The sequence below is a fragment of the Trinickia fusca genome, assembly GCF_003628145.1.
In the GTDB taxonomy this organism is placed as follows: domain Bacteria; phylum Pseudomonadota; class Gammaproteobacteria; order Burkholderiales; family Burkholderiaceae; genus Trinickia; species Trinickia fusca.
On record NZ_RBZV01000009.1, the window covers coordinates 191,986 to 212,759 of the forward strand.

Consider the following 20,774-nt stretch of genomic DNA (forward strand, 5'->3'; position numbering starts at 1 on the left):
CTCTTTTCTCGCCCGTTGCCCGCCATGTACAAAGTGATCGCCACCGACCTCGACGGAACGCTTCTCAACAGCGAGCATCAGCTCGATCCCTTCACGGTGGCAACGATCCGCAGGCTGGCAGGGGAGGGTGTGCATTTCGTGATCGCGACGGGGCGCCACTTCTGCGACGTCGCCGGCATTCGCGATGTGCTCGGCATCCGGCCTTATCTGGTCACCTCGAACGGCGCACGGGTGCACGCACCCGACGACACGATGATTCACGCGAGCAATTTGCCCGCTGACGCGGTGCGGCGACTCGTGCAGCCCGACATCGTGGGCGCGCATGGCCGCGTGATCGTCAATCTGTTCGCCGACGACGCCTGGCTCATCGATCGCGACGCGCCCGAGTTGCTGGCTTTTCACCACGATTCGGGGTTTCGCTACCAAGTCGTCGACATGCCATCGCAAGCGGGCAGCGATATCGCCAAAGTGCTCTATATCGGCGATCCCGCCGATCTTGCCCAAGTCGTCGCGAATCTCGAGCGCGAATTCGGCGACACGCTTTACGTCACGTATTCGCTGCCCGACTGTCTCGAAGTCATGACGTCGGATGTCTCCAAAGGCCGTGCGCTGCAATTCGTGCTCGCACAGCTTGGTGTCGAAGCATCACGGTGTGTCGCATTCGGCGACAACATGAACGATATCGATCTGCTCGAAACGGCCGGCTATCCGTTCATGATGAACAACGCGAATCCGGATCTGATCGCGCGGTTGCCGCACATTCCGCGTATCGGCAACAATTTCGAGGCGGGCGTCGCGCACCACCTGCGCAAGCTTTTTTCGATTGCCGACGAGTTGACGTGCTGACAGCGCTTGCACCGTTAGTACGTCGCCATTCAAAGCACTCAGCTTGAGGCAGGGTGCAAATGCGGCAATACGCATTTGCACCGCATCGTCATTTCGTCTCGGCGGATTTCGCGGCCGTGCTGGCGTCGGATGCCGCATCGGGCAACGCGGCACACGGACAATCGTGCGTGCGTCCGTCGAGGCCTTGTCGTTCATGCGTAAATGACGCGCGCGGCGTGCCGTCGCGCCAATCGAGTTTGACGATATAAAGACTGTCGAAATCCTTGCTGGGCCAAACGGGTACGTCTGAAGCGCGGCCCCCATGCGTGGCGACGAGATCGCGCACGAGCTTTTCGATAAGCCGGTGCTCCCAAGCCACGACGACGAGCTTGCCGCGATACGTCGGCGCGACGAGCGTACGGCCCAGCGCATCGATTTGCGAGAATCCGTAAGGTGTTTCGATCGGTAGGCCGAATTGAATGGCGGTCGGTTCTATCGTCGCAAGCGGACGCACATAGTAATAAGACTTGCCGTTATCGTCCTTTTGTTCGCCTGGGTTCGGCGCAAAGATCGCGTCGGGTTTGCCGAATTTCGCCGCAATGACGGCCGGCAGCGCGAGCGCACGGTTCAAGCCTTGGCAATCGAGTTGGCCGTAGCCTTGCGCGGGCTTTTCACCATGACGTAAAAACACCAGCGTCTCGATATCGTCGCCCGCAGCTTGCGCCATGGGCGCGCTGAACAAGCAGAGACAAAGCCCAGCGGCAACCGCGATGCCTTTACATGCCTGGCGCAGCCGATCAGTGCGCAAACGATCCATTGCAATCCTTATAGAATTGGTTCAAGAGTCGCCCGATTCTAACAGCCTGCCCGCTCAAGCCGGCATCGCGGCATTGGGGAGCGGCAAGTGGATGGCGCCACGAATGCAGCATAAGGTGGCATGGACTGCGAATAAACCCTAGGTGCGAAAAAGACGCCCGAACGCAATACGCGTTCTTAGCGGCCATGCGCACCCTCGACCGAATTGGGCCACAAGACACATGAGTATTTGCCCGATAATGTGGCATTACCCACTGTGCAAGAATTTTTGGGAATTATCATACGATTTCATGGCATACCCTGGTAAATGGAGTATTGCCACTTTCGTTCATTCAGACTAATCTCGGAACAAATCCGTTTTACAAGAGGGAGACCACGATGTCCCAATACGCAGAACTCAAGGCACAGATCGCGAAGCTGCAAGCGCAAGCGGACGACGCGCGGCGCGCGGAAGTCGTCAATGTGATTACCGAGATTCGCCAAAAGATCGCCGAATTCGGTTTGACGGCAGGCGACCTCGGCTTTGCGGAGGCTGCGCGTCGCGGGCGTCCGCCCAAGAAGGCGCCGCTGCCGCCGAAGTACCAGGATCCGAAGACGGGCAATACCTGGAGCGGCCGCGGCAAGCCGCCGAAGTGGATTGCCGGCAAGAATCGCGACCGCTTCCTGATCGAGCAGTAAATCGGCGCTAAAGGTGTCTGAAGTGCATGGCCCCGGCGCGCAATGCACCGGGGTCACGCGAATGCCGATTCGCGTACCGACATGTCGTTATCTATTGAAAAGCCTTTCGGCTAGCCCAAAGCCCAATTGAATCGGCATTAATCGGCCGATATTCGGGTTATCCCGCCGCGACACTTCGTAGTGCCGGGCGGCGGCGCGTACGCGCGTCAATCAGTGCCGTATAGCGCTCGACGTATTGGCGCGCCATCGCGTGCGCGGTGAAACGGCGTTCGAATTGGGCACGGATTTCCTCGCGCGAAAGCTCATCCAGGCGCGCGAGCGCGGCCACCGCGCCCGCTGCGTCCTCGACGATGAAGCCCGTCACTTCGTGGTCGATGACTTCCGGTACCGAGCCCCGATTGAAAGCAATGACAGGCGTACCGCACGCCATTGCCTCGATCATCACGAGCCCGAACGGCTCGCACCAGTCGATCGGGAACAGCAGCGCTTTCGCTCGTGAAAGAAATTCGGGCTTGGCGGCCTCGTCGATTTCACCCACGAATTCGACATTCGGCGCTTGAGCCAGTAGCGGCTCGATCTCGGTTTTGAAGTATTCCAGGTCGACTTTATCGACCTTGGCCGCGATCTTCAGCGGCAATCCGCTCATCGTCGCGATCTTGATCGCCGTGTCGACGCGCTTTTCCGGGCAGATGCGGCCTAGAAATGCCAGATATCCGGGCTCGCAATGCGGCTGGGGCGTGAGCAGCCGGGCCGGCAGTCCATGATGAACGGTGCCGAGCCAATAGGCCTGCGGTAGCGGCATGCGCTGAGAATGCGAGATCGACACGACCGGCGCCTCGCTAAACGTATCGAAAACAGGCTGCAACTCAGGCAGGTCGAGCCGGCCGTGCAATGTCGTCACGTACGGCGTCCCGGCATTGCCGAACAGCGGGAACGGTAGATAGTCGAGGTGGAAATGCAGCACGTCGAAATCGTCCGCGACGCGCCGCACTTTCTCGAGCAGCAGCATATGCGGCGCGATCTGATCGCGAATCGACGTGTCGAGCCGCAGTGCACGCGGCCAGGCGGCTTCGAGCGTCGCGGAGGTGACTGAATCGCCGCTGGCGAACAGCGTCACGTCGTGTCCGAGTTCGACAAGCGCTTCAGTCAGATACGACACGACGCGTTCGGTGCCGCCATAGAATTTGGGCGGAACGGCTTCATAAAGCGGCGCGATTTGGGCGATTCGCATGCATCAATCTCCATTGGCGGGAACGGTGGAGCGGCAATGCATTGCCGCGTCGTGCTTGGGGTGTGCGGTCCCATTATCGGGATGCGATGCGGCGCGGCTGAGCGCTTTTTCAAACCCTTAAGCCTTGTTACAGGCCGAAACAGCGGCTGCTTGCCGTCTGTAATGAAACGGTAAGGAATGCGATATGCCCGAGCCGAGGCAGGCATTTGTTGCGGCCCGATGACAGCTCTCCCTATAATTCGCGCGGTATCTCGCCGACGAGCGACGTTTTGCCTGCCGTCAGCATCCATTTCCTGCCAGTAAACGCTGCTCTGCCGCCCCTGTGGCCGGCCTGGAGCGCTGTGTAAGAAAAATTCCTACAAACTTTATAGAGCTTTCCGGCATTCGCTCGGGCGGGTGTTCCTATTTCCAGCGTTTTTACAATTCGACACAATTCGGCCAAGACCACCAAACGGGCAGCTCGCGCGTGAGCCATGCGCATCACCGAGCAAACGTTTCCGAAGGATGACCGTCCGATCAAACCGGGGGAATCATGAGCGCCACAAGCGAAATGCTCAGCGAGATCAAAGAAGTGAATTTGTCGTATCTCTTGCTCGCGCAGCGACTGCTGCGTGAGGACAAGGCGATGGGCATGTTCCGCATGGGCATTGGCGATGATCTCGCCGATGTGCTGACCAACCTCTCATTCGCGCAGACCGTGAAGCTCGCGGCATCGAACCAACTGCTGTGTCGGTTTCGTTTCGATGATCACGCCGTGCTTTCATCTCTGACCGACAAGGGCAAGGCGTCGACGCTCGCGCATGCGCACTCCGCCATCCTGATGGCGAGCCAGCCGGCCGAAAGCCTCAGTTGAGGCGGCCTTTTCGCGCGACGCACCGGCGTTAAGACGGCAATCAAGAGTAAAGAACGCAGGACAGACGGCCGATATGGCAACCAAGAGCGTCGTGCTCGAAGTCAGGGAAATCACCCTGGCGATCGAGTTGATTGAGTTGGGCGCGCGCCTGCAATTGCTCGAAGCGGAAACGAGCTTGTCGCGCGACCGGCTCATCAAGCTATACAAGGAATTGAAAGGTGTTTCGCCGCCCAAGGGCATGCTGCCATTCTCGACGGACTGGTTCATGACCTGGCAGCCGAACATCCATTCGTCGCTTTTCTACAATATTTACCGATTCATGGCGAACCACGGCGGCTGCGAAAGCATCCAGTCGATCGTGAAAAGCTACCGCCTTTACCTGGAGCACACGACGCTGCACGGCGACGAGCCGCTCCTGTCCCTCACCCGTGCGTGGACGTTAGTACGTTTCTTCGAATCGGGCATGTTGCAGATGACGGCATGCGTGCGTTGTGGTGGGCAATTTGTCGCACATGCCCACGATCCGCAGCACGGATTCGTCTGCGGCCTTTGCCAGCCGCCTTCCCGGGCGGGCAAGACGAAGAAATCGGCCGCCGCGAAGGCTGGCGAAAGTGGCCTGACTGAACTGGCCGCTTAACGCATCTTGCGGGGTCTTTTGGCCCCTTCTGGTTAACACGGCGTCGCGGCACCCTCGTTTGTCCTCAAAGTTTCGGTTTGTCTGCCGTAAACCGGATTAACGACGGTCTCCCCGTCGCTTCTTGAGAGGACCCGGCAGTGCTGATTTTCGTTGGAACACTCGTGACCGTGTTGTCCGTCTTCGGCGGCTATGCGCTGGCGGGCGGCCATCTAGGCGCACTGTTGCAGCCCATCGAGGTGCTGATGATCGCCGGCGCTGGTATTGGCGCCTTCATCCTCGGCAACGGCATCAAGACCATCAAGGCGACCTTCCGTCTGCTGCCGACCCTGTTCAAGGGCTCGAAGTACACGAAGGACGTGTACATGGAGCTGATGGCGCTGCTTTACGTTTTGCTTGCAAAGGCGCGCAAGGAAGGCACGCTGACGCTCGAAGCCGACATCGAGGACCCGGAGAAGAGCCCGATCTTCACGCAATACCCGAAGATCCTGGCCGACACCCATATCGTCGAATTCCTGACCGACTACCTGCGCCTGATGGTCGGCGGCAACATGAATGCGTTCGAGATCGAAAGCCTGATGGACGAGGAAATCGAGACGCATCACGCCGAAGGAGAAGGCCCTGCGCACGCGCTGATGCGCGTGGGCGACGCGATGCCGGCGTTCGGTATCGTCGCCGCCGTGATGGGCGTCGTGCACACGATGGCCTCGGCCGACAAGCCGCCCGCGGTTCTCGGCGCCATGATCGCGCAAGCGCTCGTCGGTACGTTCCTCGGCATTCTCCTCTCGTACGGTTTGATCGGACCGCTGTCGAGCTTGGCGGAACAACGCGTCGCCGAATCGACCAAGATGTTCCAGTGCATCAAGGTCACGATTCTCGCGAGCCTGAACGGCTATGCGCCGGCGATTGCCGTCGAGTTCGGCCGTAAGGTGCTGTTCTCGACCGAGCGGCCGTCGTTCGCCGAGCTCGAAGAGCACGTGCGCCGCGTGAAGGCCAAGTAACCGGCACGGCCTGAGAACCGAGGAAAGCGCCCCATGAGCAAAGGCAAGGACAGGGCCATCGTCGTCAAACGCGTGACGCCCGCGAAGAAGGGGCATCACGGTGGCGCGTGGAAGCTCGCGTATGCGGACTTCATGACCGCGATGATGGCGTTTTTCCTGCTCATGTGGCTGCTCAGCTCGGTCACGCCCGTGCAGCTCAAGGGCATCGCCGAATATTTCAATCAGCCGCTGAAGGCCGCGCTGCTCGGCGGCGATCGCAGCGCCAACGACTCGAGCATCATCAAGGGCGGCGGGCGCGACATTTCGACCGATGCGGCGGGCGTGACGCGCCGCTCGGACGGTACGCGAAGCGACGCCACGCATAACGCCGCCAGGAAAGAAGACGAAGCCATCGATCCGCTCAAGGGCTCCCTCGAGCGCCGCGAGCAGGAGCGCTTGCACGACCTGCAAGTGAAGCTGATGGCCGCGATCGAGGCCAACCCCGTGCTGCACCAGTTCAAGCAGCAGATTCGCATCGATTCGACGCTGACGGGCCTGCGCATCGAGATCGTCGATTCGCAGAAGCGGCCGATGTTCGCGACGGCCAGCGACGACGTCGAGCCATACATGCGCGACATCCTGCGGGCAATCGGCCAGACGCTCAACGACGTGCCGAACCGAATCGTCGTGCAGGGCCACACCGATGCCGTGCAGTATGCGGGCGGCCAGAAAGGCTACAGCAATTGGGAGTTGTCGGCCGATCGCGCGAACGCGTCGCGGCGCGAGCTGATCGCGGGCGGCATGGACGAGGACAAGGTGCTGCGCGTGCTGGGTCTTGCATCGACCCAGAACTTGAACAAGGCCGACCCGTTGGACCCGGAAAACCGCCGCATCAGCATCATCGTACTGAATAAGAAGTCCGAAGACGCGCTGACGCGCGACGACACAACGACCACGACGCTGTCGGACAACGCCGCCGGCGCCGGCCCGCTCGCGCAGAAGCTCGCGCCGGCGCCGGTCGCCGTGCCTGGCGTGCCGGCCGCGGGCAAGCAGTGACAACCGGAGACGACGCTCGCGTACCGTACCGCGCTTGCGCGGTCTCGGCGCGCAGCGCCAAGAGGCATTCATGATCAGGAAGATTCTGGCGATCGACGATTCCGCCGCGATGCGTGAAATCCTTAACGTGACCCTGAGCGCCCAGGGCTACGAGGTCAAAGTGGCCAGCGATGGCGACGAAGGCATCGCCCTGGCGCGGGCCGAGACGTTCGACCTCGTGTTGACGGATCAGTACATGCCCAAGCTCAGCGGCCTTGAGGTAATTACCACCCTACGGAATGGGCACGGTTATGCCGATACACCGATATTCGTGCTGACGACGGAAGACGGGGCGGCCTTCAAGGAGGCGGCGCGCGCGGCAGGGGCGACGGGCTGGATCGAAAAGCCGCTCGACCTCGAAACGTTGACGGAGTTGGTCGCGCAATTTTGATTCGCTGCCCGAAGTACGACGCACGAACACACTGAACTCGCACGCGAACCAGGCAAGCAAGCACACGATTCTTCGTGGTGAGAAAGCATGACACTCGACATCACACAGTTTTATCAGACGTTCTTTGATGAGGCGGACGAGCTGCTCGCGCAAATGGAGCAGCTGCTGCTGAACCTCGACGTCGGCACGCCCGATCCCGAGGACCTCGCGGCCATTTTCCGCGCGGCGCACTCGATCAAGGGCGGCGCGGCCACGTTCGGCTTTACCGCCCTCACCGAAACGACGCACATCCTCGAGTCTCTGCTCGATCGCGCGCGCAACAACGAGTTGACGCTGCGCAAGGACATGATCGACACGTTCCTGGAAACCAAGGACGTGCTGGCCGACCAGCTCACCGCCTATCGCGCAAGCGAAGAGCCTGATGGCGCGGCGGCCGCGGCAATTTGCGCGAAGCTCGAACGTCTGCGTGACGGCGGAGCCGCGCCGGCCGCTGCGGCACCGGCTCCGGCACCAGCACCGGCCGCAGCGCCCGTGCCGGCGGCAGTCGTCGAATCCGACGGCGTGACGGCGCCCGAGCACGTGGTCGCGCAGGCCGTGGAAGCGACGCATGGCGACGCCCCGGCGCAAGCGGGCGGTGCCGATTCGAATGCAGGACCTCACCTGAAAATTACGCTACGGGGGGTGGGGGAGAAGGACCAGGCGTTACTGACCGAAGAGTTGGGCAACCTGGGCCACATCGTCGGGCAGGTCAAGAACGGCAGCGATCTCGTGGTCTATCTCGAGAGCGAAGTGCCGACCGACGACATTACCGCCGTGTGCTGTTTCGTGATCGACGAAAGTCAGATCTCGATCGGTCGCGGCACGGCGCCGGGCGAGCACGCCCAAGCGGCCGACGAGCCCGCGGCGAGCGCGCAACCGGCGAGCGCGCCGGCCGCGGCCAGCGCGCCGAGCGCCCCGGCTGCGGCAAGCGCCGCTCAGGCGCCGGCTGCCAGCGCCCAAGCTGCCGTGGTCGCGGAGCCTGCGGAAAGCGCACCGGCCGCCGCTGCAACGGCAGCAAGCGCGCCGGCCGCCAAGCCTGCTGCTGCCGGCGACGATAAGAAAGCAGCGCGTCCGGCCGCTGCCGCGGCGGGTGGCGAAGGCAGTTCGATTCGCGTTGGCGTCGAGAAGGTCGATCAGCTGATCAACCTGGTCGGCGAGCTCGTGATCACGCAGGCGATGCTCGCGGAGACGACGAGCACGTTCGATCCGGCGCTGCACGATCGGCTCTTCAACGGCATGGCGCAGCTCGAGCGCAACGCGCGCGACCTGCAAGAGGCCGTCATGTCGATCCGCATGATGCCGATGGATTACGTGTTCAGCCGCTTCCCGCGGCTCGTGCGCGATCTGGCGGCCAAGCTCGGCAAGGACGTGGAGCTCGTCACGTTCGGTCAGGCGACCGAACTCGACAAGAGCCTCATCGAACGGATCATCGACCCGCTCACCCACCTGGTACGCAACAGTCTCGATCACGGCATCGAGACCGTGGAGGTGCGGCGTGCGGCAGGCAAGGACGGGACCGGCCAGCTCGTGCTGTCGGCCGCGCATCACGGCGGCAACATCGTGATCGAAGTGAGCGACGACGGCGCCGGTCTGCGTCGCGACAAGATCCTGGCCAAGGCGATCAAGCAGGGCATGCAGGTCAGCGAATCGATGACCGACGAGGACGTCTGGAACCTCATCTTCATGCCGGGCTTCTCGACGGCCGAGCAGGTGACGGACGTTTCGGGCCGCGGCGTCGGCATGGATGTGGTCAAGCGGAACATCCAGTCGATGGGCGGCCATGTCGAGATCACCTCGCACGCAGGCAAGGGCACGACGACGCGCATCATCCTGCCGCTGACGCTGGCGATCCTCGACGGCATGTCGGTGAAGATCGGCAACGAAATCTTCATCTTGCCGCTGAACTTCGTCATGGAGTCGCTCCAGCCTTCGGCCGACGACATCTATACGGTGGCCAACGGCGAACGCGTGGTGCGCGTGCGGGGGGAATATCTGCCGCTCGTCGCGCTGCACGAGGCGTTCTCGGTGGATGGCGCGCGTACGGACCCGACACAAGGCATCGTCACGATCATGCAGACCGAGGGCCGGCGCTTCGCGATGCTGATCGACGAGCTCGTCGGACAACAGCAGGTGGTCGTGAAGAACCTCGAAACGAACTACCGCAAGGTGCGCGGCATTTCGGCGGCGACCATCCTCGGCGACGGCAGCGTCGCGCTGATCGTCGACGTGGCGGCACTGAACCGTGAGAGCCGTGTGACGCACGGCGCAATGAATTTTTCGTAATTCCCAACCGTTTGGGGGCTAACGTGGCAGAAGTCCAATCCAACAATTCGAACGGTGCGCTCGTTGCCGGCGGACGCCGCGATGCGTTGCAGGCCGACGCGACCGGCCAGGAATTCCTGGTGTTCACGCTGGGCGCGGAAGAGTACGGCATCGACATCCTGAAAGTGCAGGAGATCCGCGGCTACGACAGCGTCACGCGCATTGCCAACGCGCCCGAGTTCATCAAGGGCGTGATCAATCTGCGCGGCATCATCGTGCCGATCGTCGACATGCGCATCAAGTTTCATCTGGGCCGCGTCGAGTACGACCACCAGACGGTCGTCATCATCCTGAACGTCGCGCACCGCGTCGTCGGCATGGTGGTGGACGGCGTGTCCGACGTGCTGACGCTGACGGCCGACCAGATCATGCCGGCACCCGAGTTCGGCGCGACGCTGACGACCGAGTACCTGACGGGCCTCGGTACCGTCGAGGGCCGCATGCTGATCCTGATGGACATCGAAAAGCTCATGGTCAGCAAGGAAATGGAGCTGATCGAGACATTCGCGGCGCAATGACGGAGCGCGGCGCCGCCGATTCTCTTTGAGCGCGCGCCGTCCGCCTCGTCTGTCGCCCCAGAAGACGGAGATTTTCAGATGCTGCAAAACTGGTCGATTCGCACGACGCTGACGGCTGTCGGCGGCGTGCTCGTCACGCTGACCGTGGTGGTCGGCGTGCTCGGCCTGACGGCCTTGTCGGGCGCAAGCCGCTCGCTCGATACGCTCGCGCACAGCCAGCTGACGGCCATTCACGCGCTCGACGACGCGGGCTCGTACCTGCTGCGCGCGCGCGTGTCGCTGGATCGCGTGCGCTCGCTGTCCGAGGCGAGCAACGCGGACGAGGCGAAGAAGGTCCTCGACCGCGCCCAATTCCTGCTCACGAAATCGAACGAAGCGTGGCAGAAGTACCACGACGCGCCGAAAGACGGGCTCGAGACGACGCTGGCCGACGATCTGGCTGCGCGCTACGCGACGCTGCTGCACGACGGCGTCGAACCCGAGTTCGCCGCGCTGCGCTCAGGCGACATGGCCGGCTATCACGCGGTCGCCGATACCAAGATCAGCCCGATGTTCGTCGCGTACGGCGATAGCGCGGACCGCGTGACCCAATCCATCCAGCGGCTCGCCGATCAGTTGCAGGCCGATTCGAGCGCGCGCATTTCGCTGATGAACACGCTGATCGCCGCGCTAACGGCGCTTGCGCTCGTGCTGGTCGTGCTCATCCGCTTCGCGTTGCGCGGGCTGATCGTGCAGCCGCTCAACGAGGCGATCGCGCATTTTGACCGGATCGCCGAGGGCGATCTGACGCAGCCGGTTCACGTGCTGGGCGACAACGAAGTCGGGCGCCTGTTTGCCTCCATCAAGAAGATGCAAGGCGCGATCACGACGATGGTGCGCGCCGTGCACGGCGGGACGGAGTCGATCGACGTGGGCGCGCGCGAAATCTCGATCGGCAATACCGATCTGTCGCAGCGCACCGAACAGCAAGCCTCCTCACTGCAGCAAACGTCTACGAGCATGGGGCAGCTGACGGGCACCGTGCGCCAGAACACCGAAAATGCGCGCCAGGCCAGCCAGCTCGCCGTCAACGCCTCGGACATCGCCGTGCGCGGAGGCGATGTCGTGAGTCAGGTCGTCACGACGATGCAGGACATCGCGACGAGCTCGAGCAAGGTCGTCGACATCATCGGTGTGATCGAAGGCATCGCGTTCCAGACCAACATCCTCGCGCTGAACGCGGCCGTCGAAGCGGCACGGGCAGGCGAGCAGGGCCGCGGCTTTGCGGTGGTCGCCGGCGAAGTGCGCAGCCTCGCGCAGCGCAGCGCGGCGGCGGCCAAGGAAATCAAGGCGTTGATCGGCGACTCGGCCGACAAGGTGGCGAGCGGTTCCGCGCTCGTGGGTCGCGCAGGCACGACGATGGAGGAAATCGTTCAAGCCGTGCGTCGCGTAACCGACATCATGGGCGAGATCAGCGCCGCGTCGGAAGAGCAGTCGACGGGGATCGAAAGCGTGAACCGCGCGCTTGCGCAGATGGACGACGTGACGCAGCAGAACGCGGCGCTCGTCGAGCAGGCTGCCGCCGCGGCGGCGTCGCTCGAAGAGCAGACGCGCAATCTGAAAGCCGTGGTCTCGCGCTGGCGCATCGACGGCGTGCAGGCGGTGGCGGCTGTGGTCAAGCCCGTGACGCCGGTGCGTGCGGCTCCGGCGGCCCCCGCGGCCCGCAAGCCGGCACTGTCTACGAGCAAGCCTGCGCTACCCGCGAGCAAGTCGGCGCTGGCCGACCCGCGCGAGCCGCGTCTTGCGGCACCCGCGAAGCCGGTCGCGCCATCCGCGGTGCCGGCCACGGTCAGTGCATCGGTCGCACCGCAGCCGGTTCCGAAGGCGGCACCGGCCGCGTCCCTCAAGCCGGCGATCAGCGCAGCGCCGAGCGTGGCTGTCTCGGCCAGCAAGTCCGACGACGACTGGGAAACGTTTTAAGCAGTAGGCGTGCCGGGCGCGTTGCGCGCGGCACGCAGGAAAGGCAAACGAGCATGTGGCGTTTCGGCACCCCGTCCGCGACAGGACGACACAGTGCGCCGCGCGGGCCCCGCGCGTGGCGGGGTGCGGCAAGCGCTACACGCGCAGGCTCGCACGAGCCTGCGCGGCGCAGCGGCGCAGCACGTCATTACTGAAGTGAGAGAAGCATCATGACGACAGCGCGCGCATCATCACGGCCCGAACGGGCCGAACCCGGCTTCAGTGGCGGCCCGGCCGATCGCTCCGGCTTCGCCGATCGCGATTTCGACTTCACCACGGCCGACTTTGCCCGTATTCGTGAGCTCATCCACCGCCGCGCCGGCATCTCGCTGTCCGAACACAAACGCGACATGGCTTACAGCCGGCTCGCCCGGCGCCTGCGCGCACGCGGCCTGGCGAGCTTCCGTCACTATCTGGACCTGCTCGAAGCCGAAAACGACCCGGCCGAGTGGGAAGCGTTCACGAACGCGCTGACGACGAACCTGACCGCGTTCTTCCGCGAGGCCCACCACTTTCCGATCCTCGCCGACTTCGTCAAGCGTCGCGCACAGCCTGTTTCGGTCTGGTGCTCGGCCGCTTCCACGGGCGAGGAGCCGTATTCGATCGCGATGACGCTGATCGAGGCGCTCGGCGAATCGGCCGCGCGCCAGGCGACGGTGCTCGCGACCGACCTCGACACGCAAGTGCTGGCCAAGGGCGAAGCGGGCATCTACTCGCTCGACCAGGTCAAGCAACTGAGCCCCGAGCGCCTGAAGCGCTTCTTCCTGAAGGGCACGGGCCCGCACGCGGGGCTCGTGAAGGTGCGCCCCGAAGTGCGCGCGATGATCCGCTTCGAGCAGCTGAATCTGACGGACGCCGACTACGGCCTGCGCTCGCCGTTCGATGCCATCTTCTGCCGCAACGTGATGATCTACTTCGACAAGCCGACGCAGTCGCAAGTGCTCTCGCGTTTCGAGCCGCTCGTGAAGCCAGGCGGGCTGCTGTTTGCCGGCCATTCGGAGAATTTCACGTACGTCACGCAGGCGTTCCGCCTGCGCGGCCAAACGGTCTATGAACTGACGCGCGATGCGCAAGCCGGCGCGGCTCGTCCGCGCGGCGCGCAAGCTGGCGCAACACGGCAAGGCCAGGAGTCATTGGCATGAGCGGCTTGCCCATTGCGACCAACCTGTACTTCGACAACCACTTCAACCGCCGTGGCGTGAAGTTGTTGCCGAACGAGTTCTATACGACGTCCGAGGACATGGTGCTCGTCACGGTGCTCGGTTCGTGCGTCGCGGCGTGCATCCACGACCGCACGGCCGGTATCGGCGGCATGAACCACTTCATGCTGCCCGACGACGGCGATCAGCCCGCGCAGGCGGCATCCGATTCGATGCGCTATGGCGCCTACGCGATGGAAGTGCTGATCAACGAGCTCATCAAGATGGGCGGCCGGCGCGAGCGCTTCGAGGCGAAGGTGTTCGGCGGCGCGGCCGTACTGGCCGGCATGACGACGATCAACATCGGCGACCGCAACGCCGAGTTCGTGCGCCGCTACCTGGCGCTCGAACGCATCCGCATCGCCGCCGAGGATCTGCAGGGCGTGCACCCGCGCAAGGTAGCCTTCATGCCCAGCACGGGCCAGGCAATGGTGAAGAAACTGCGTCTGCAGCAGGAGCCGAACGTCGCCGAGCGCGAGCAGGCGCTCGCGAAGCAGGTAGCGGAGGCGCGCACGGCCCGGCATGAGCGGGCGCGCGCAAGAGAGCATGCTGAATTGTTCGCCCCGGCCGGCCAGGCTGCGGGCAAGCCGCGCGTCGAACTGTTTGGCGCGTCGAATGCCAAACAACGCGTCGAGCTGTTCGGCGCCGGCGGCGCGCGCGGCTCACTGATAAATAACGCGAAGACCGTAGAGGAGGCCTGAGAGCTGTGCAAAAAATCAAGGTTTTGTGTGTCGACGATTCGGCGCTGATTCGCAGTCTGATGACGGAAATCATCAACGCGCAGCCCGACATGATGGTCTGCGCGACCGCGCCCGACCCGCTCGTCGCACGCGAGCTCATCAAGCAGCACAACCCCGACGTCCTGACGCTCGACGTCGAAATGCCCCGCATGGACGGGCTCGACTTCCTCGAGAAGCTGATGCGGCTGCGGCCGATGCCGGTGGTGATGGTGTCGTCGCTGACCGAGCGCGGCTCCGAAATCACGCTGCGCGCGCTCGAGCTCGGGGCCGTCGATTTCGTCACGAAGCCCAAGGTCGGCATTCGCGACGGCATGCTCGACTACGCCGAAAAGCTGGCCGACAAGATTCGCGCGGCCTCGCGCGCACGCGTGCGCCAGGCGCAGGCGGCCCCGCAGGCGCGCCCTGGCGCCGCGGCCGCGCCGGCGCCGATGTTCAACAATCCGCTCGTCAGTACGGAAAAGCTCATCATCATCGGCGCCTCGACGGGCGGTACCGAAGCGATTCGCGAAGTGCTCGTGCCGCTGCCGCCCGATGCGCCGGCCATCCTGATTGCGCAGCACATGCCGCCGGGCTTCACGAAGTCGTTCGCTCAGCGCCTGAACGGCCTGTGCCGCATCACGGTGAAGGAAGCCGAGCACGGCGAGCGCGTGCTGCCGGGCCATGCCTACATCGCGCCGGGCCATGCCCATTTGTTGCTCGCGCGCAGCGGGGCCAACTACATCGCGCATTTGTCGGACGATCCGCCCGTGAACCGGCACCGGCCGTCCGTCGACGTGCTGTTCCGCTCGGCCGCCCAACATGCCGGCAAGAACGCGATCGGTGTGATTTTGACGGGCATGGGCCGCGATGGCGCTGCGGGATTGTTAGACATGAGAAAGGCGGGCGCATACACTCTCGCGCAAGATGAAGCGAGCTGCATCGTCTTCGGTATGCCGCGCGAGGCGATTGCGCTTGGCGGCGCCGATGACGTCGCGCCTTTGTCGGAAATGAGCCGCCGCGTGATGACACGCCTTGCGGCGATGGGAGATCGAGTACAGCGCGTATAGCCGGCGGTAGGCCGGCTGCAGACGCAGCGAAATTGAATAAGGGACTCAAGATGGACAAGGGAATGAAGATTCTGGTGGTGGACGACTTTCCGACAATGCGCCGGATCGTCCGCAACCTGCTGAAGGAGCTCGGCTACTCGAACGTCGACGAAGCTGAAGACGGCGCCGCGGGCCTGTCGCGTCTGCGCGGCGGCGGCTACGACTTCGTGATTTCGGACTGGAACATGCCGAACCTCGATGGCCTCGCCATGCTGAAGGAAATTCGCGCGGACGCGTCGCTGTCGCACCTGCCGGTGCTGATGGTGACGGCCGAGTCGAAGAAGGAAAACATCATCGCAGCGGCGCAAGCCGGTGCGAGCGGCTATGTGGTGAAGCCGTTTACCGCTGCCACGCTCGACGAGAAGCTCACGAAGATTCTCGAGAAGATGGGCAAAACCGGGAGTTGACGGTGGAGCAACCGACGCAAGCACACGCAGACATAGACGGCGCGGACGGCGCCGATCTGACGACGGATCGCATCCTGGCCCGCATCGGGCACTTGACGCGCACGCTGCGCGACTCGATGCGCGAACTCGGCTTCGACAAGGCCGTCGAGGAGGCCGCCGAGGCCGTGCCCGATGCGCGCGACCGTCTCAAGTATGTGGCCGACATGACCGAACAGGCGGCCGAGCGGGTGCTGACGGCGATCGAGATCGCCAAGCCGTTGCAGGAACAGCTGCAGAACGAGGCGAAAGAGCTCGATGCCCGTTGGGCCGAGTGGTACGCCTCGCCGATCGACCGGGAGGAGGTGCGCACGCTGATGAGCGACACGCGCACGTTTCTCGGACGCGTGCCCGACGCGACGTCGGCCACGAGCGCAAAGCTGCTCGAGATCATGCTCGCTCAGGACTTCCAGGATCTGACCGGGCAGGTCATCAAGCGGATCACGGAAGTGGTTCATCTGATCGAGCAGCAGTTGCTCGGCGTGCTCCTCGAGAACATCGCGCCCGAGCGGCGCGAGCAGTTCGCGCAAACCGCGGCCGCGCTGGCGGCCGAGACGAGCCCGACGGGCAGCCCGAAGTCGTTGCTGAACGGCCCGCAGATCAACCCCGAAGGACAAACCGACGTGGTGCAGGATCAGGAGCAAGTCGACGATCTGCTGGCCAGCCTCGGTTTCTGACCGCGCTTTAATGTCAGTGACGGCGGTTTTTCGAACGAATCCAGTTTGACGAGGGTGGCTCACGCATGTGGGCCGCCCTCATATCGTTGTCGCAAGCGCTCCGCAAAGTAAGCAAACGTTTGACTAGCGAGCGCGAGATCGTGTTGCTTGTTTTAACCGTGCTCCGCCTTCTGGCATGCGGGGCGGGCGCGGGGTGGTCGCATGACGGCATGCCTGAGAATCACCCGCGCCGGGGAGCGCGATAAGAAATCAATCAATACGAGGAACTTTCCTAATGTCGATTCGCTCTGTCCGCGCGGCGCTTTTTGCTGCACTGGCTGGCTGCGTCGCTCTTGGCGCGGCGGCTCCTTCCTACGCCGCGCTCGGTGCGGCGCCGATGCAATCGAGCACCAACGCCACGTCGATCCCGCTGCGCGCGACAGCGCATGCGGCCGTGCAAGGCCCGGCCAATCAACCGGCCCCCTACACGGTGACGCAAACGACGTTCGATTCGGGCACGGTCGTGCGCGAGTACGTGTCCGCCGCTGGCACGGTGTTCGGCATCGCCTGGACGGGCTCGCGCGTCGACCTGACGGCGCTCCTCGGCAGCTACTTCCCGCAGTACGACCAGGCGCTCGCCGCGCTGCGCGCGACGCGCACGGGACGCGGCCCTGTCGCGATCGATGACTCGGGGCTCGTCGTCCATTCGGGCGGCCATATGGGCTCGTTCGCCGGCCAAGCGTGGCTGCCGCAGGCGCTGCCTGCTGGTGTGAGCGGTAACGATATCCAGTAAGCGGGCGAGGGCAGACATCACCATGTTGCGAATTCATAGCGTTTTGGTACGCGTGCTGAGTGCGCTCGGCCTTGCGACGGCGGTGGCGCTCGTCGCCGGTTGCGGCGGCGGAGGCGGCGGCGGATCGAGCTCGACTTCGTCGAGCAGCACCACGTCGAGCAGCGGACCCTCGAGCAGCGGGCCGTCGAGCGGTAGCACGAACACCGCTCCGCTGGTGGCGAATCAGGTACCCGTGACGGTCGGCTACGGCTACGCCGGCGGTTCGAACATCCCAACCGTCAGCGTCACCCTCTGCGCGCCCGGGACGAGCAACTGCCAGACCATCGACAACATCCAGGTCGACACGATGTCGTTCGGGCTGCGGCTCACGAGCACGGCTGCGAGCGCCGTGCTGGGCAGCCTGCCGCAAGTGACGAGCGGCGGCGCCGCGGTGGCCGAATGCACGCAATTCGCCGACGGCTACACCTGGGGCTCCGTGCGTCTGGCCGACGTGAAGATCGGTGGCGAGACCGCCTCGAACCTGCCGATCAATATCCTCGGCGACGTGCCGCAGTCCGCCGTCAGTTCGGGAGGCTGCGCGAGCGGCACGCTCGAGACCTCGGGCTCGGCGCTCGGTGCGAACGGTATTCTCGGCATCGGCGTGTCGCAATACGACTGCGGCTCGGGCTGCGCGACGCAGGCGAACAACGGCATGTATTACGGCTGCCCGGGTGGTACGAACTGCACGGGCACGACCCTGCCGCTGACGAGCCAGGTCGCCACGCCGATGCGTTCGTTCGCGGCCGACAACAATGGTGTCTCGCTGACGATGCCGTCGGTCGGTCCAAGCGGCGCATCGCTGGTATCGGGTGTCCTGACGTTTGGCGTCGCCACGCAGTCGAACAACGCACTGCCGACTTCGGGCGTAACGGTCTACACTTCCGATCGCTATGGCGACACGCAAAGCGCCACGTACAACGGTGCGCTCGGCTACGTCGCATTCTTCGATAGCGGCTCGAATGCCTACTTCGTGCCCGATCCGGCGATTCCGCGATGCACGGGACAGGGCTCGTGGGCTTATTGCCCCAGCTCCACGGTGTCGCGCACGATTGGCGTGACAGGCTACAACGGCGCGAGCGGGTCGTTCCCGATCAGCATCGCCAATGCGCAGCAGCTGTTCGCCAGTGGAGCCTTTGCGTCCAACGACCTCGGCGGCACCCTCGGCGGGGTGGGATCGAAGCTCGACATGGGCCTGCCGTTCTTCTACGGCCGTACTGTGTATTACGGCTACGACCTGACGGGTACGGGCGGTCCGCAGCCATACGTGGCGTTCTGACATTCGACGTGCCGACGCGGTGGTGACGACACCGTCGCCGTCCGTTATCCGCCACACGGCGCCATGCCGCGACCTTCGGGTCCGGCCCGGCGCCGTTTTTTTCTTCACCGTGGCGCGGACCGGTTCGGCAATGCCCAGGTTGCTTTGTTACCACTTGTTAAGCTCGCTGCACGTCATGGTTGACAAGTCTCATACTAGGGGCCGATCGTGCCTCGTTGAAGCATGAGCAAGGGGCGCGAAAAGAAAGCAACCCAGGAGGGACGTTTCCCATGTCGACTCGTTTGATTCGCGCCGCCTTGCCGGCGACGCTCGCGGTGTGCGGCTTGTTGTGCGTTTCGGCTCCTGCCCAGGCGGCGCTCGGCGGCAAGCCGATGACGCCGCCGTCGGGCTCGACTTCCACCACCCTTTCCCCCTCGGCCCGGGCTGCCGCGCAAGGCGTCATGGCATCGATCACCACGGCCGCCAATTACACGGTCAAGCAAACGACGCTCGACTCCGGCACGGTTGTTCGCGAGTACATCGCGCAGGATGGCAACGTGTTCGGCATCGCCTGGATGGGGCCGCGTGTCGATCTGCCGAATCTGCTCGGCGATTACTTCCCGCAGTACGCGAGCGGCGCCGCCGCGCTGCGCAAGGCGCGCGGCGCGCGCGGGCCGGTCGACTACGAGCAGCCGGGGCTCGTCGTGCGCTCCGGCGGGCACATGGGCGCGTTCGTCGGCCAGGCCTGGTTGCCGCAGGCTCTGCCCCCGGGCGTGAGCGGCGACGATATCCGCTGAACCACCGACGACGAGGAACGATCATGTTGCGAACGAACAGCAGATTGCTTCGGGTGCTCGGGGCACTCGGCCTTGCCGCCGCGGCGGCGCTGACAGCGGCTTGCGGGGGGGGCGGCGGAGGGGGGGGCGGCGGAGGAGGAGGGGGCGGTGGCGGTGGGGCGACGAACCCGCCGGCTGCGGCCAATCAAGCCGTCGTGACGGTGGGCTCGGGCGTGGCGAACGTGGCGAACATCCCGACTGTCAGCGTGACGATTTGCGCGCCGAGGACCACGACATGCCAAACCATCGACAACGTGCAGGTCGACACGATGTCGTACGGTCTGCGTCTTACCAGCTCGGCAGCTGCGCAGGTGCTCGGCAGCCTGCCGACGGAGACGGACATCAGCGGCAACCTGCTGGCCGAATGCACCCAGTTCGCCGACGGCTTTGCCTGGGGCTCGGTACGCGTGGCAGACGTGCGCATCAGCGGCGAGACCGCGAATAGCGTGCCGATCCAGATTCTCGGCGATGTGCCACAGGCGTCCGTCACCACGGGCAGTTGCGCGAGCGGGCAGCTCGAAAACACTGCGGGGGCGCTCGGCGCCAACGGCATTCTCGGCATCGGGGTGGCGCTCGACGATTGCGGGGCGAATTGCGGTTCGGCGGCCAACAGCGGTTATTTCGCCTGCCCGAACGGCACTGGCTGCACGCCCACCGGCATCGCGCCCGCACTGGCCGTGGCGAACCCGGCCGCCCTTTTCGCGAGTGACAACAACGGCGTGATCCTGGCGATGCCGGCCGTCGGCTCGGGCGGCGCCAACACCGTGACGGGTACGCTGACGTTCGGCATCGGCACGCAGGCGAACAACGCGATGCTCGCCTCGCAGAAGCTCACGACGAGCCACTTCGGCGATATGCAGAGCGCGACGCTCAACGGCAATCCGATCTCGGTCGCATTCTTCGACTCCGGCTCGAACGGCTATTTCTTCACCGACAACTCGCTGCCGGCCTGTCCGGGTAACGCTTCGGCCTTCTATTGCCCGTCTTCGTCGACCTCGCGCTCGGCCACGGTGCTCGGTTTCAACGGGGCGGCGGCCATGGTGACGATGCCGGTCGGCAACGCCGTGTCGCTGTTCAACAGCGGCAATTTCGGGTTCAACAACCTGGCTGGCAACGGCGGCCTGCCCAACGTGATGGACATCGGCATGCCGTTCTTCTACGGCAACACGGTCTACTACGGTTACGACCTGAGCGCGTCGGGCGGCCCTTCGCCGTACGTCGCGTTCTGACACGCCACCGCCGGGCCTGACGCCCGGCATTTATTTCAATTGCCTTTCAAATTCCGCCGCAGCCCTCCCGGCTGCGGCGGTGTCCTTTGTGCGCCTGGCGCACCCCCGCGCGGGCCCCA

21 protein-coding genes are annotated in these 20,774 nt (G+C 64.2%); 19 read left to right on the forward strand and 2 right to left on the reverse strand.

Going from position 1 to position 20,774, the window contains the following annotated elements:
- The first annotated feature begins 24 nt into the window (after positions 1 to 24).
- The gene (locus tag D7S89_RS19950; protein WP_121280273.1) at positions 25 to 846 is read left to right on the forward strand and encodes a Cof-type HAD-IIB family hydrolase; all 822 of its coding nucleotides are present in this window, start codon (positions 25 to 27) and stop codon (positions 844 to 846) included.
- A gap of 88 nt (positions 847 to 934) precedes the next feature.
- Here the strand turns inward: D7S89_RS19950 and D7S89_RS19955 are convergent, their stop codons facing one another.
- Complete coding sequence (locus tag D7S89_RS19955) at positions 935 to 1,552, reverse strand: histidine phosphatase family protein (RefSeq protein WP_245983083.1); 618 nt, start codon at positions 1,550 to 1,552, stop codon at positions 935 to 937.
- 467 nt (positions 1,553 to 2,019) lie between these two features.
- On the opposite strand from D7S89_RS19955, the gene D7S89_RS19960 reads away from it, so the two are divergent.
- Positions 2,020 to 2,319, forward strand: coding sequence for an H-NS histone family protein (locus D7S89_RS19960; RefSeq protein WP_121280279.1), 300 nt, complete (start codon positions 2,020 to 2,022; stop codon positions 2,317 to 2,319).
- Positions 2,320 to 2,476: 157 nt separating this feature from the next.
- Here D7S89_RS19960 and D7S89_RS19965 read toward each other — a convergent pair whose 3' ends face one another.
- The gene (locus D7S89_RS19965; protein WP_121280281.1) at positions 2,477 to 3,550 is read right to left on the reverse strand and encodes a glycosyltransferase family 4 protein; all 1,074 of its coding nucleotides are present in this window, start codon (positions 3,548 to 3,550) and stop codon (positions 2,477 to 2,479) included.
- A 532-nt stretch (positions 3,551 to 4,082) separates the two neighbouring features.
- Between D7S89_RS19965 and flhD the strand changes: the two genes are divergently transcribed.
- The 17 genes from flhD to D7S89_RS20055 all read left to right on the forward strand — a co-directional run bounded on the left by flhD (position 4,083) and on the right by D7S89_RS20055 (position 20,655).
- A complete protein-coding gene (gene flhD, locus D7S89_RS19970) occupies positions 4,083 to 4,403 on the forward strand; it encodes a flagellar transcriptional regulator FlhD (RefSeq protein WP_121280284.1) in 321 nt (106 codons plus the stop codon).
- Positions 4,404 to 4,476: 73 nt separating this feature from the next.
- Positions 4,477 to 5,040 carry a flagellar transcriptional regulator FlhC gene (gene flhC / locus D7S89_RS19975; RefSeq protein WP_121280287.1) on the forward strand — a complete coding sequence of 188 codons (564 nt, stop codon included), beginning with the start codon at positions 4,477 to 4,479 and terminating at the stop codon, positions 5,038 to 5,040.
- Positions 5,041 to 5,177: 137 nt separating this feature from the next.
- Positions 5,178 to 6,038 carry a flagellar motor stator protein MotA gene (motA, locus tag D7S89_RS19980; RefSeq protein ID WP_121280290.1) on the forward strand — a complete coding sequence of 287 codons (861 nt, stop codon included), beginning with the start codon at positions 5,178 to 5,180 and terminating at the stop codon, positions 6,036 to 6,038.
- A gap of 33 nt (positions 6,039 to 6,071) precedes the next feature.
- Positions 6,072 to 7,073 carry a flagellar motor protein MotB gene (gene motB, locus D7S89_RS19985; protein WP_121280292.1) on the forward strand — a complete coding sequence of 334 codons (1,002 nt, stop codon included), beginning with the start codon at positions 6,072 to 6,074 and terminating at the stop codon, positions 7,071 to 7,073.
- Between the two features lie 70 nt (positions 7,074 to 7,143).
- Positions 7,144 to 7,503, forward strand: a complete 360-nt coding sequence (locus tag D7S89_RS19990) for a response regulator (RefSeq protein ID WP_121280393.1) — start codon at positions 7,144 to 7,146, stop codon at positions 7,501 to 7,503.
- Between the two features lie 87 nt (positions 7,504 to 7,590).
- Positions 7,591 to 9,825, forward strand: a complete 2,235-nt coding sequence (cheA, locus tag D7S89_RS19995) for a chemotaxis protein CheA (RefSeq protein ID WP_121280295.1) — start codon at positions 7,591 to 7,593, stop codon at positions 9,823 to 9,825.
- A gap of 23 nt (positions 9,826 to 9,848) precedes the next feature.
- Positions 9,849 to 10,382, forward strand: coding sequence for a chemotaxis protein CheW (gene cheW / locus D7S89_RS20000; RefSeq protein WP_121280298.1), 534 nt, complete (start codon positions 9,849 to 9,851; stop codon positions 10,380 to 10,382).
- A 78-nt stretch (positions 10,383 to 10,460) separates the two neighbouring features.
- Entirely contained in the window at positions 10,461 to 12,341 is a 1,881-nt protein-coding gene (locus tag D7S89_RS20005; protein WP_121280300.1) for a methyl-accepting chemotaxis protein, read from the forward strand.
- 209 nt (positions 12,342 to 12,550) lie between these two features.
- Complete coding sequence (locus tag D7S89_RS20010; protein ID WP_121280302.1) at positions 12,551 to 13,522, forward strand: CheR family methyltransferase; 972 nt, start codon at positions 12,551 to 12,553, stop codon at positions 13,520 to 13,522.
- Complete coding sequence (gene cheD / locus D7S89_RS20015) at positions 13,519 to 14,280, forward strand: chemoreceptor glutamine deamidase CheD (RefSeq protein WP_121280305.1); 762 nt, start codon at positions 13,519 to 13,521, stop codon at positions 14,278 to 14,280. The genes D7S89_RS20010 and cheD overlap by 4 nt, the downstream gene beginning before the upstream one ends.
- A gap of 5 nt (positions 14,281 to 14,285) precedes the next feature.
- The gene (locus D7S89_RS20020) at positions 14,286 to 15,365 is read left to right on the forward strand and encodes a protein-glutamate methylesterase/protein-glutamine glutaminase (RefSeq protein ID WP_183085278.1); all 1,080 of its coding nucleotides are present in this window, start codon (positions 14,286 to 14,288) and stop codon (positions 15,363 to 15,365) included.
- A 50-nt stretch (positions 15,366 to 15,415) separates the two neighbouring features.
- Entirely contained in the window at positions 15,416 to 15,811 is a 396-nt protein-coding gene (cheY, locus tag D7S89_RS20025; protein WP_121280310.1) for a chemotaxis response regulator CheY, read from the forward strand.
- A 2-nt stretch (positions 15,812 to 15,813) separates the two neighbouring features.
- A complete protein-coding gene (gene cheZ, locus D7S89_RS20030) occupies positions 15,814 to 16,524 on the forward strand; it encodes a protein phosphatase CheZ (protein ID WP_121280314.1) in 711 nt (236 codons plus the stop codon).
- A gap of 280 nt (positions 16,525 to 16,804) precedes the next feature.
- The gene (locus D7S89_RS20040) at positions 16,805 to 17,296 is read left to right on the forward strand and encodes a DUF2844 domain-containing protein (protein WP_425470849.1); all 492 of its coding nucleotides are present in this window, start codon (positions 16,805 to 16,807) and stop codon (positions 17,294 to 17,296) included.
- Positions 17,297 to 17,321: 25 nt separating this feature from the next.
- Positions 17,322 to 18,611: a DUF3443 domain-containing protein gene (locus D7S89_RS20045; RefSeq protein ID WP_425470850.1), complete on the forward strand. Its 1,290-nt coding sequence runs from the start codon at positions 17,322 to 17,324 to the stop codon at positions 18,609 to 18,611.
- Between the two features lie 269 nt (positions 18,612 to 18,880).
- On the forward strand, positions 18,881 to 19,387 hold the full coding sequence (locus D7S89_RS20050) for a DUF2844 domain-containing protein (protein ID WP_121280324.1): 507 nt from the start codon (positions 18,881 to 18,883) through the stop codon (positions 19,385 to 19,387).
- A 26-nt stretch (positions 19,388 to 19,413) separates the two neighbouring features.
- Positions 19,414 to 20,655, forward strand: coding sequence for a DUF3443 domain-containing protein (locus D7S89_RS20055; RefSeq protein ID WP_425470852.1), 1,242 nt, complete (start codon positions 19,414 to 19,416; stop codon positions 20,653 to 20,655).
- The last annotated feature ends 119 nt before the right edge of the window (positions 20,656 to 20,774 follow it).